We start from the raw sequence: 12097 nt of genomic DNA, 5'->3' as shown, positions 1-12097 counted from the left end.
CGAGTATCATCATGCTGACCGCGACCATCGTCATGGCCCTCGCGCAAGGGGCGGCTGTGCCCAAGGACGACACCATCGTCGTCCTCGGCGAACGCCTCGTCGACGACACCGCCCTCGCGATCGAACGGATCGACCCGTCCCGTTTCGCCTTCTCTCCGGACGTCGCAGCGGCGCTCACGAACTCGCCCAGCGTCGAGGTCATCACGAACGGACCCGCCGCCCGCACCGAACTCTTCCTTCGCGGCGGCGACTCGAACTTCGCGGCCGTTTCCCTCGACGGGGTTCAACTCAACGACGTCACGGACAATCGCGGCGGCGCGGTCGATCTGTCGGCGATCGCGCCCTTCGAGGTCGGGAACGCCGTCCTGCGCAAGGGGGCCGTATCGGTGTTGCAAGGCAGCGCCGCCTTGTCCGGGCACGTCGCGCTGGAGACCGAGGACCCGCTCACCGCCCCCACCTTCGCCGCGCGGGTTCGAGCGGCCGAGGGCGGCCTTATCGGCGGCAACGTCGGATGGTCGCCGCTGCGTTCGGAAGCGATCGGTCTCAGGCTCACGGCGACCGCCTTCGATCAGGGCGACCTGCCTGGGGGGCAGGGGGCCTCGCGCGCCTCGCTCGGCGCGAAGATGACCGGTGCCCTCGCTGCGGGCCAAGTCACCGCGTCGGTCCGGCATGGACGCACCGAACGCGAAGTGTTCCCCGATGCCAGCGGCGGGGACCGCCTTGCCGCTTCCCCGGACCTGGAAGAGAGCGAGGCCAACCTCACCACCGCCTCGTTGCGCTATGTGGGTGACGAGCGGGCTTGGACGCCCTCCTTCGCGCTGTCCTACCTCCGGCGCAGCGACGACCGCGTCAGTCCGGCGGTGCCGCCTCAAGTCCCCGCCGGGACGACCGACAGCACCTACCAACGCTTCTCCGGCGTCGCGACCGTGAGGACCCAGCTGCGTGCGCAATGGCAGGGCCTTGTCGGCGCGGAGGTCACACATGAGGACGGCGACGTGGAGGGGACCCTCGACTATGGCGGACCGCTGCCGGTCGGCTTCTCGCAGGAGCGGACGACGCCCTCTGTCTTCGCCGAGGCCCGCCGGGAACCGCGAGGCGCGGATGGCGCCAGCGTCTACCTCGGGGTCAGGGCGGACCACGTGGAGGGCGGCCAGCTCGTACCGACCGCGCGCGCGGGCATCACCGTGCCCGTCGCGATCGGCACGGACACGGAGTTGTTCGCGAACGTCGGCAACGGCTTCAAGGCACCGAGCTTCTTCGCGTTGAGCGATCCGCTCGTCGGTAATCCTGACCTCGAGGACGAGCGGAGCGTCAGCGGCGAGGCCGGGCTCCGGTCGGCGCTGCCCGGCGGGGGAGACGCCGCGCTGTCGGTCCACCATACCCGCTACAGGAACATCATCGACTTCGATTGGGAGACGTTCTCACAGGTCAACCGGGACTCCGTCGAGATCACCGGCGTCGAAGGTACCTTGACCCAGCCGCTCGGTCGGCACGAGGTGGCGGTGTTCGCGACCCTTCTCGACGTCGACGCGCCCGAAGGTGCCCTCCTGGCGCGGCCCGACTGGCGGGCCGGCGCGAGCTGGCGTTGGGCGAGCGACCGCTTCAAGGCCTACGCCAGCTATAAGATCCGTAGCAAGATCGATGCCTCCTCCGTTCCGACGGGCGTTGCGACGCTGGACGGCTCTTCGCGCCTCGACGGCTACCTCGGCGTGGTAGTGAGCGAGGGTCTCGTCCTCGCGTTGACGGGGGACGACGTGTTCGCGAGCGAGAACGAGGCCGCCCCGGGCTTCTCTCCTTACGGACGCCGCGTGGGGGTGCGCCTCGACTTCGCTTACTGAGCTCTCGCCGAGTGCGCTTCAGGCGCCGCACGCGCGAGGGCGCCGGTCTGAAGGGCATTGTCACGCGGAGTTGAGCGGGAACGCAGCCTTTTCCCGGCACCGCCCCGCCAGAGCCTGTTAGCTTGCCCGCACAGACGACAGACGGGGGGGCCGTCCGGCCGCCCCTCTCCGGAGCCCGCTATGCCGACAAACCTCACCTTCGACGTCTCGCGAAGAGAACTCCTGATCGGCTCCGCCTCCGCTGCGCTGATCGCCGGCCTCGGCGGATGGTCCGCCGACGCGGCGCCGCCTCAACGCGACGGGTCGGTGAGGCTGACCGTGAACGGCGAGGAGCGGACGCTCGAACTCGACAACCGCACCTCGCTGCTCGACGCCCTGCGTGAGCACATGCACCTGACGGGCACCAAGAAGGGCTGCGACCACGGCCAGTGCGGCGCCTGCACGGTGATGGTCAATGGCGAGCGCATCAACTCCTGCCTGACGCTCGCGGTCATGCATGACGGCGACGAGGTCACGACGATCGAGGGGCTGGGCACGCCGGACGACCCGCACGCGATGCAGGCCGCTTTCGTCAAGCATGACGGCTACCAGTGCGGCTACTGCACGCCCGGCCAGATCTGCTCCGCCGTCGCGATGCTCGATGAGATCGAGGCGGGCATGCCCAGCCACGTCACGCCGGACCTGACCGCGCGGCCGCAGGCGAGCGAAGCCGAGATCAAGGAGCGCATGAGCGGCAACATCTGCCGGTGCGCGGCCTATCCGAACATCCTGGCGGCGATCACCGAAGTCGAAGGAGCGCGGGCATGAAGTCCTTCACCTACGAGCGCCCGGACAGCCCCGAGGCCGCCGTCAAGGCGTATCAACGGGCGCGCGGCGCCCGCTACATCGCCGGCGGCACGAACCTCCTCGACCTGATGAAGCTCGAGATCGAGCGCCCCGCCCACTTGATCGACGTGAACCGGATCGGCCTCAAGAAGATCGAGGAGACGGACGAGGGCGGCCTGCGCATCGGCGCTCTGGTCACCAACACGGCGCTGGCCGGGGACGAGCGGGTCCGGCGCGACTACGGCGTCCTGACCCGGGCGATCGTCGCCGGCGCGACGGGTCAGCTGCGCAACAAGGCGACGACCGGCGGCAACCTCCTGCAGCAGACCCGCTGCCCGTACTTCTACGACACCAACATGCCGTGCAACCGGCGCGAAGCGGGCAGCGGCTGCGCCGCGCTCGAAGGGCACAGCCGGATGCTCGCGGTCGTCGGCACGACGGACGCCTGCATCGCGCAGAACCCCAGCGACATGAACGTCGCCATGCGCGTGCTCGACGCGGAGGTGGAGGTGCTGGGCCCCAAGGGCGCGCGGTCGATCCCGATCGAGGCTTTCCACCTCTTGCCGGACGAGGAGCCGCCGGTGAAGGAGTTCGCGCTTCGGCCTGGCGAGCTGATCACGGCCGTCACCCTGCCGCCCCCCGTCGGCGGCAAGCACGTCTACCGCAAGGTGCGCGACCGTGCGTCCTACGCCTTCGCCGTCGTCTCGGTCGCCGCGATCCTGCAGGAGGACGGCACGGGCCGGGTGGCGCTCGGCGGCGTCGCGCCCAAGCCGTGGCGCCGACCCGAGGCCGACGCGGCCCTGCCGAAGGGCTCGAAGGCGGTCGCGGACGTGCTGTTCGCGGACGCCCGGCCGACCGACGACAACGCCTTCAAGCTCCCGCTCGCCGAGCGCGCCATCGCGGCCGTTCTGGCCGACGCGCAACGATAGGGGCCAAGCATGCAGTTCCAGAAGCCCGCAGGCCCGAACCCGACCGACAGGCAGCGCGTGCTCGGCAAGCCGACGCCGCGCATCGACGGCCCCGCGAAGACGACGGGCACCGCGACCTACGCGTACGAGTTCAACGACGTCGCGCCGAACCTCGCCTACGGCTACATCCTCGGGGCCGGCGTCGCGAAGGGTCGCATCACCTCGATGGACGTCGCGGCGGCGAAGAAGTCCGCAGGCGTCCTCGACGTCGTGACCTACAAGAACGCGGGCGAGGTCAAGAACAGCGACTTCAACACCGCCCCGCTGCTGGCCGGCCCGGATGTCACCCACTACCACCAGGCCGTCGCGATGGTCGTCGCGGAGACCTTCGAGCAGGCGAGGGCGGCCGCCTCGCTGATCAAGGTCGGCTACCAGAAGGCGGACGGCGCCTACGAGCTCGCCGAGCGCAAGGACTCGGCGAGCGTCCCCAAGGACGACGCGGACACCCGCACCGGCGACTACGAGACGGCCTTCGCGAACGCGCCGGTCAAGGTCGACGTGACCTACACGACGCCTGCGCACGCTCACGCCATGATGGAGCCGCACGCCACCATCGCGCTTTGGGAGGACGGCAACCTCACGCTCTGGTCCGCGAACCAGATGATCGAGTGGGGCAAGCAGAGCGTCGCCACCGCGCTCGGCCTCGACCCGTCCAAGGTGCGGATGATCTCGCCCTACATCGGGGGCGGCTTCGGCGGTAAGCTCTTCATCCGCGCGGACGCGGTGCTGGCCGCCATCGGCGCGCGGCTGACGGGCAGGCCGGTGAAGGTGGCGCTGCAACGGCCCCTGGTCTTCAACAACACGGTTCACCGTCCGGCGACGATCCAGCGGATCACGCTCGGTGCGGGCGAGGAGGGAAAGCTGCTCGCGATCGGGCACGAGAACTGGTCCGGCAACCTCGAGGGCGGCGACGCCGAGCAGAGCCCGGCGGCGACGCGCCCGTCCTACGCGGCGGCGAACAGGCTCGCCGTCACCAAGCTCGCCGTGCTCGACCTTCCCGAAGGGAACGCCATGCGCGCGCCGGGCGACGCGCCGGGCTCGATGACGATCGAAGCCGCGATGGACGAGCTCGCGCACGAACTCGGCCTCGACCCGATCGAGCTTCGCGCGATCAACGACACGCAGGTCCACCCCGAGAGCGGCAAGCCGTTCTCGCGCCGCAAGCTGATGGACTGCTACCGCGAGGGCGCGAGCCGGTTCGGCTGGTCCAAGCGCTCGATGGAACCGGGCAAGGTCCGTGACGGCGACGAGTGGGTCGGCATGGGGGTGGCCTCTGCGATCCGCGGCGCGCCGGTCATGACTTCGGCTGCGCGGGTCAGCCTGCGCGGGGACGGCAGCGTGCTGGTCGAGACCGACATGACCGACATCGGCACGGGCAGCTACACGATCCTCGGTCAGACGGCCGCGGAGATGCTGGGCGTCCCGCTGGAGCGGGTCGAGGTCCGCCTCGGCGATTCGAACTTCCCCGTCTCGGCGGGCTCCGGGGGGCAGTGGGGCGCGACGAGCTCGACCTCGGGCGTCTACGCCGCCTGCAACCAGCTGCGCACGGCGATCGCGAACGCGGTCGGCGTCGATGCGAACGCCGCGACCTTCGCGGACGGCAGGGTCAGCGCCGGGGGCGAGGCCTTCGACCTGACCGAAGCGGGCGCTCTGACCGAGACCGGCGAGGTCACCTTCGGCGGACGCGGCGACGAGCACGAGTACTTCACCTTCGGCGCGCACTTCGTCGAACTCGGCGTCAACGCCTACACGGCGGAGATTCGCCTTCGGCGCATGCTGGCGGTCTGCGACGCGGGCCGCATCTTCAACCCGACCTCGGCGAAGAACCAGGTGATGGGCGGCATGACGATGGGGGCCGGCGCGGCTCTCCTGGAGGAGCTGGTGGTCGATCCGCGCTACGGCTTCTTCGCGAACCACGACCTAGCGCAGTACGAAGTCCCCGTGCATGCGGACATTCCGCAGCAGGAAGTGATCTTCCTCGACGGCGAGGATCCGCTCGCCTCGCCGATGAAGGGGAGCGGCGTCGGAGAGCTCGGCATTTGCGGGCCGAGCGCGGCGATCGCGAACGCGGTCTTCAACGCGACCGGCATCCGTGTGCGGGACTACCCGATCACGATGGAGAAGCTGCTGCCTCGAATGCCGACGGTCTGACCGCCGCGCGCATCGCTCCTCGAATCGTTCGTCCATCGACGAGCGAAAGCCGGCAGCGGGCGCGGCGTCGTGCCATGAGCGAACCGCCGCGCCGCCTCTTTCCCCGGCGGATCCTCGAAGGGTTCCCGGATCGGCCGTGATCTACGCTCAGTGAGCCGACGGGCCCAAGCAGGCCGGTCGGTCGCAAGCGCCGCGTGAACGACGACTCCCGGGCCGCATCGGAAAAGGGGAGGGTGGAGCGCCCGGTCGGTGGACCCGCTGTCGGCCCGGCAGGTGAGCGGGCCCGTTCCCGAACGGCCCCCGGCCCGAGCGACCTTCGACACCAGCGGCCGGCGAAGATCGTCCCATCGGCGGTGGCTCGCTGTTGAGGCCGGCCGACCCAAACCAAGGCCAATCCATTCCGCCCGCGACAGCGGCAGCCAAGAAACGGCGACAGACAGTACGATCGGACCAGTAAGCGGGTGCGATCCGACGGGCGATTTGTGGTACTGACCGCGTTCGCCGCATGTTTCGGAAGCTGGCGGGCAGGAAGGAATTCGTACCCCTGATAGTGACAGGCCAGAGATGACCTAGAATGGCCTCACCGAGAAGCTAATAAGTGTTGTACGATCAGTATCTTAGATTGGTATGCTACGCTTGAATGCTCCATAGGTGTTCAAACCCTGCCTACTTTAACCACCGATCGGGTGGTGGGTTGAATGGTGGGTAGGGATCGATAACCCTCTTGGCGAAGAGGAGGGTCTGATCATGACTAACCTAACCGCGATCCGCGTGCAGAAGATCAAGGAGCCGGGCCGGTATACCGACGGTGGCTCGGGGGTTATCCTACAAGTGCGACAGGGTAGGGCGGGACGGCTCAGCAAGTCCTGGCTGTTGCGCTACAGCTTTGCTGGCCGCCGACGAGAGGTTGGCCTTGGTGCATATCCGGTGACATCGTTAGCGGAAGCGCGGGAGCAGGCCCTAGCCATCAGAAAGTCGATCGCACTGGGAGCCGATCCAATCGCCGATCGTGAGGCTCGGAAAGCGAGAGCGGTAAATGAGGCCGCACGAGCGAGCCGCTTCGCAGATTGTGCCCAGGCCTACATCAACGCGCACGAACCGACCTGGAAGAATCCTAAGCACCGCCAGCAGTGGCGCAATACGCTCGCGACGTACGCGTATCCAGTCATCGGAGACATGGACGTTGCCGACATCGAAACGGAACACGTACTTCGCGTGGTCGAGCCACTTTGGTACGAGAAGACGGAGACAGCAAACCGGGTGCGGGGCCGGATCGAGGCGGTGCTCGCTTACGCAATTGCGCGAGGCTACCGGAAGGATGCCAATCCCGCCACGTGGCGGGGTCAGCTCAACGCCCTTCTTCCCGCTCGTTCCCGCGTCGCGCCTGTACGACATCACGAAGCGCTACCCTATGCGGCGCTTCCCGCCTTCATGGTCCAACTACGTGTCCGGTCAGCTCCAGCGGCGCGAGCACTCGAACTACTCATATTGACCTGCGTACGTTCTTTCGAGTTGCGAGGCATGGTCTGGAATGAAGTCGATTGGTCATCTGGTGTCTGGACGATCCCGAAAGACCGATCGAAAACCGACGTAGAGCATCGCGTCCCCCTGAGCACGCCCATGCTGACGCTGCTTCTCGCGCAGCTCGCGGTTCAAGGCGTATCGCGACCTTCCGATGCCGACGCGTCTGGGTATGTCTTTCCCAACCAGTCAGGTACAGGCCCGTACTCCGATAGCGTTTGGCGAGCGCTGTTTCGCCGAATGGGTCATCCGAAGATTACTGCACACGGCTTCCGCTCGACGTTTCGAGACTGGTGTGGAGAAACGACGAACTTCCCGCGCGAACTCGCAGAGCACGCCCTCGGGCATCAAGTCGGTAACGCCGTAGAACTGGCCTATCGTCGGGGGGACGCGCTGGAGCGTCGCCGACCGTTGATGGAGCAGTGGTCGACGTATGTCCTTGCGGAGTTGAACACGCGGTGATCTCGCCCCGATTCGGCCAACCACCGTTCCGAGCAACTCTTTGATGTCAGAAATTATCCAAAAGCGGACATTTCCGGGCGCGTCGACGGAGCGTTCGTCGCCGATGTGGGACTTCGGAGAAGAGCCATGCGAGAGGCAGCTTCTGCGCCCTCCGGGGCATCGAGCGTAGAAGCGCCTATCGCCACGGGCCGATGGTCGCCTAAAGAACGTCAGAGGCCGCCCCGAGAGGCGAACGCCGGACCAGCCAGGATCTCAGACCAAGGGTGGAAACAGCGTTCAGCGCTTCTTGAACATGTCAAAGCCGCCGCCTGGCCGTGGCTCGCCCGGTCCGCCAGCCGTCGGGCGCGGTCGCGCTCTTCCGGCCGTCGGATCTTCGTCGCGATCCTCACGGCGTTTCAGCTGCTCGGCGTGAAAGCAACGGAGCGACACGTCGCGGAAGGAGAAACTGCTCTCGCCTCGCTCCTGTTCGTCGGTGAGGCGATGAACCCAGACCGGTATCGACGTGTTCTGTAGGTATGAAAACGACGCTCTCGATCAACGGCTCTGGGCACGACCTCGACCTCGACCCGCGGGTCACCCTGCTCGACGCGTTGCGCCAACACCTCGGCCTGACCGGCTCGAAGAAGGGGTGCGATCACGGCCAGTGTGGCGCCTGCACCGTTCTCGTCGATGGGCGGCGCGTGAACGCCTGCCTCACACTGGCCGTCATGTGCGAGGGGCGAGAGGTGACGACCATTGAGGGCCTCGGCGCGCCCGGCGCGTTGTCGTCGATGCAGAAGGCCTTCGTCGAGCATGACGGCTACCAATGCGGCTACTGCACGCCGGGGCAGATCTGTTCGGCTACGGCCATGCTGGAAGAGGCGAAGCAGGGCTGGCCGTCCTACGTATCGGACGACCTCGAAAGCCGGCCGGCCCTGACCCGCGAGGAGATCAGCGAGCGGATGAGCGGCAACCTCTGCCGGTGCGCCGCCTATCCCAACATCGTCGACGCGATCGAAGACGTGGCGGGGAGCGAGCGATGAAGTCCTTCGACTACCTGCGCGCCGGCTCGACCGGAGAGGCGACTGGCGCGGGCGGTGCGGCCACGCGTTTCATCGCGGGCGGCACCAACCTCCTCGACCTGATGAAGCTCGAGGTGATGACGCCCGACAAGCTGGTCGACATCAACAGGCTGGACCTGAAGGCGATCGAAGAGACCGAAGACGGCGGCCTGCGCGTCGGCGCGCTCGTCACCAACAGCGATCTCGCCGCGGACCCCCGCGTGCGGCGCGACTACGCCGTCCTGTCCCGGGCCCTCCTGTCGGGCGCGACAGGTCAGCTGCGCAATATGGCGACGACGGGCGGCAATCTCCTGCAGCGGACGCGTTGCTCCTACTTCTACGACACCGCCATGCCCTGCAACAAGCGCGAGCCCGGCTCGGGTTGCCAGGCGATCGGCGGCTACAACCGCATCCATGCGATCCTCGGGGCGTCCGACAGCTGCATCGCGACCCACCCTTCGGACATGGCCGTCGCCATGCGCGCCCTCGGCGCGAGGGTCGAGATCGAGGGCACGGACGGCACGCGCCGGACCCAAGACCTCGGCGACTTCTACCGGCTTCCCAGCGACACGCCGCAGGTCGAGAACGCGCTCGGCGAGGCCGAGCTGATCACGGCGGTGATCCTGCCCGCGCCGGTGACGTCGCGGCAGGCCTATCGCAAGGTGCGCGACCGGGCGTCCTACGCCTTCGCGCTCGTCTCGGTCGCGGCCGTCGTCGCAGTCGAGGAAGGGAAGATCGCACGTGCCGACCTCGCCTTCGGCGGCGTCGCGCACGCCCCTTGGCGGAACGAGGCGGTCGAGGCGATCCTGGTCGGCGAGGCGCCATCGGACGCCCTGTTCGACCGCGCGGCCGACACGCTGCTGGAGAAGGCCAAGGGCCAGGGTAGCAACGACTTCAAGATCCCCCTCCTGCGCCGGACGCTGAAGGCGACCCTGCGGGAGCTGACCGCGGAGGCGGCACGATGAGCGAGACGATCATTCGCAAGATGCAGATGGACGAGCCCGACGAGCGGCGCGTCCTCGACCTGACGAGCCAGGGCCTGATCGGCAGGCCGGTGACGCGGCCCGACGGGCCGGCCAAAGTGGCTGGCACGGCGAGCTATGCCGGGGAGATCCTGCCCGAGGGCACGGCCTTCGGCGTCCTCGTCCGCGCGACGATCGCGAAGGGCAAGGTCGCATCCCTCGACGAGGCGAGCGCGACGGCGATGCCGGGCGTGCTCGGTGTATTCACGGGCGAGCGCTTCCTAAGGAACCCCGCCCAGGGCGGCGCGGACGCCGCGCCCGTCCAAGGGGCCTCCGAAGTCGCCTATTTCGGCCAGCCGATCGGCCTTGTCGTCGGCGAGACCTACGAGGACGCGCGCCACGCGGCCTACACGATGGGCGTCACCTACGAGCCTGCGGACGACGCGTCCGTGGACCTGGACACGGCGAAGAGCGAGCGCCCGGACGCCAAGCAGCTCGATCAGGGCGACCTCGACGCGGCGATGGCGGGCGCGGCGCACGGCGTCGACGTCACCTACACGACGACGCCCGACTCGAGCGCGCCGATGGAGCCGCACGCCTCGGTGGCCTCCTGGGACGAGGAGGGCGTCCTGACCCTGCGGGGCTCCTACCAGATGCTGCGGCACAACCGGATCGAGCTCGCCGACGCGCTCGGCATCGAGACGGAGAAGGTCCGCATACTCGCGCCCTTCGTCGGCGGGGGCTTCGGCTCCAAGCTCGGCATCGCGCCCGAGGCGGTGGCGGCATCGATCGCGGCGAAGGCGCTGAAGCGGCCCGTCGTCGTCGCGATGACCCGCCAGCACGTCTTCGAGGGCACGATCCGGCGCTCCGAGACGAGCCAGCGCATGCGGCTCTGCACGGACGCGGACGGGCGGCTGACCGGCTTCGGCCACGACTCGAAGGTGTCGAACCTGCCCGGCGAGAGCTTCTCTGAGCCGCTCGCCATGACCACGCACTTCCTCTATCGCGGCGAGAACCGCCGGATCGGCCACGAGATCCGGCGCGTGAACCGGACTTGCGCGGGCTCGGTTCGGGCGCCGGGGGAGGCACCGGGAATGCTGGCGACCGAGTGCGCGATGGACGAGCTGGCCGAGGTCTGCGGTCTGGACCCGATCGAGCTTCGCAAGCGGAACATCCCGGATCAGCAACCCGAGAACGGCACGCCCTACGGTACACGTCTGCTCGCCGAGTGCCTGGAGGAAGGCGCGCATCGTTTCGGCTGGGCGGACCGGAAGGCGCCCGGGGAGCGGCGCGAGGGCGAGTGGTTGATCGGCATGGGCGTCGCGAGCGCCGCGAGGACCAACATGACGGCGCCTGCGAGCGCCCGGGTGACGCTGCGCGCGGACGGCACGGCGCTGGTCGAGACCGACATGACCGACATCGGTACGGGGACCTACGCTATCCTGACGCAGATCGCGGGCGAGATGCTCGGGCTGCCGGCCGACAGGGTCGAGGTGACGCTCGGCGACACCGACTTTCCCCCGGGTTCCGGCTCGGGCGGTTCGTGGGGTGCAAGCTCGACTGGCGCGGCCGTCATGCTCGCCTGCGAGGCCGTGCGCGAGCAGGTCTGCCTACGCATGGGCGTCGAACCGAGTGCGCTGACGATGCGGGACGGCGAGGCGATGGCGGGCAACACGCGCCGGACGCTGGAGGAGGTCGTCGGCGACGAGCCCGTTGCGGCGACCGGCGATTTCGAGCCGGGCTCCACGACCGAGCAGCGCGTCATGGCGAGCTACGGTGCACACTTCGCGGAGGTCGCCGTGAACCAAACGACCGGCGAGGTACGCGTGCGGAGGATGCTCGGCGTGTTCTCGGCCGGCCGCATCCTTAACGAACGCACGGCGCGCTCGCAGTGCATCGGCGGCATGATTTGGGGCATCGGCGAGGCGCTGACCGAGGATCTCGTCCACGACCCGCGCGACGGCCATGTCGTCAACCGTGACCTCGCCGAGTACCACGTGCCGGTGAACCTCGACGCGCCGCCGATCGAGATCGCCTTCTTAGAAGAGCTTGAGGACTGGGGCAGCCCGATCCAGTCCAAGGGCATCGGCGAACTTGGCATTTGCGGGTCGGGCGCTGCCATCGGCAACGCGATCTACAACGCCTGCGGCGTCCGCATCCGCGACTTCCCCGCTACGCCCGACAAAGTGCTCGCTGGCATCATCTCGGAAGAGGAAGCCGGACGCTTGTCGTCGGGTCAGGAAAAGTAGCGCTCACCTCTAAACCTTCGAGCCAACTGGACGCGTAGTTGCAACGATCGGAGACGAAGGCACGACAACCGCCGAACTCTC

Annotated in this window: 8 protein-coding genes; all 8 read left to right on the top strand. The window is 68.2% G+C overall.

What is annotated here, in order from left to right; all coding sequences use genetic code 11:
- Nucleotides 1-11: 11 nt before the first annotated feature.
- The 8 genes from GGQ59_RS00185 to GGQ59_RS00150 all read left to right on the top strand — a co-directional run bounded on the left by GGQ59_RS00185 (nt 12) and on the right by GGQ59_RS00150 (nt 12016).
- Entirely contained in the window at nt 12-1838 is a 1827-nt protein-coding gene (locus tag GGQ59_RS00185; RefSeq protein ID WP_183814725.1) for a TonB-dependent receptor plug domain-containing protein, read from the top strand.
- Nucleotides 1839-2018: 180 nt separating this feature from the next.
- On the top strand, nt 2019-2645 hold the full coding sequence (gene paoA, locus GGQ59_RS00180) for an aldehyde dehydrogenase iron-sulfur subunit PaoA (RefSeq protein WP_183814723.1): 627 nt from the start codon (nt 2019-2021) through the stop codon (nt 2643-2645).
- Nucleotides 2642-3592 (top strand): FAD binding domain-containing protein, encoded by a 951-nt coding sequence (locus tag GGQ59_RS00175; protein ID WP_183814721.1) that lies wholly within the window; start codon nt 2642-2644, stop codon nt 3590-3592. Before paoA ends, GGQ59_RS00175 begins: the two co-directional genes overlap by 4 nt.
- A gap of 9 nt (nt 3593-3601) precedes the next feature.
- Nucleotides 3602-5782, top strand: coding sequence for a xanthine dehydrogenase family protein molybdopterin-binding subunit (locus GGQ59_RS00170; RefSeq protein ID WP_183814719.1), 2181 nt, complete (start codon nt 3602-3604; stop codon nt 5780-5782).
- Nucleotides 5783-6529: 747 nt separating this feature from the next.
- Complete coding sequence (locus GGQ59_RS00165) at nt 6530-7765, top strand: tyrosine-type recombinase/integrase (protein ID WP_183814717.1); 1236 nt, start codon at nt 6530-6532, stop codon at nt 7763-7765.
- Nucleotides 7766-8280: 515 nt separating this feature from the next.
- Nucleotides 8281-8787: a 2Fe-2S iron-sulfur cluster-binding protein gene (locus GGQ59_RS00160; RefSeq protein ID WP_183814715.1), complete on the top strand. Its 507-nt coding sequence runs from the start codon at nt 8281-8283 to the stop codon at nt 8785-8787.
- Nucleotides 8784-9770 carry an FAD binding domain-containing protein gene (locus GGQ59_RS00155; protein WP_183814713.1) on the top strand — a complete coding sequence of 329 codons (987 nt, stop codon included), beginning with the start codon at nt 8784-8786 and terminating at the stop codon, nt 9768-9770. The genes GGQ59_RS00160 and GGQ59_RS00155 overlap by 4 nt, the downstream gene beginning before the upstream one ends.
- The gene (locus GGQ59_RS00150) at nt 9767-12016 is read left to right on the top strand and encodes a xanthine dehydrogenase family protein molybdopterin-binding subunit (protein WP_221400803.1); all 2250 of its coding nucleotides are present in this window, start codon (nt 9767-9769) and stop codon (nt 12014-12016) included. Before GGQ59_RS00155 ends, GGQ59_RS00150 begins: the two co-directional genes overlap by 4 nt.
- Nucleotides 12017-12097 lie beyond the last annotated feature (81 nt).

Origin of the sequence: Parvularcula dongshanensis (genome assembly GCF_014199615.1) — a bacterium.
Taxonomy (GTDB): domain Bacteria; phylum Pseudomonadota; class Alphaproteobacteria; order Caulobacterales; family Parvularculaceae; genus Parvularcula; species Parvularcula dongshanensis.
The sequence above is the reverse complement of the archived record's forward strand: the minus strand, read 5'-3'. Positions and strand labels throughout refer to the sequence as shown.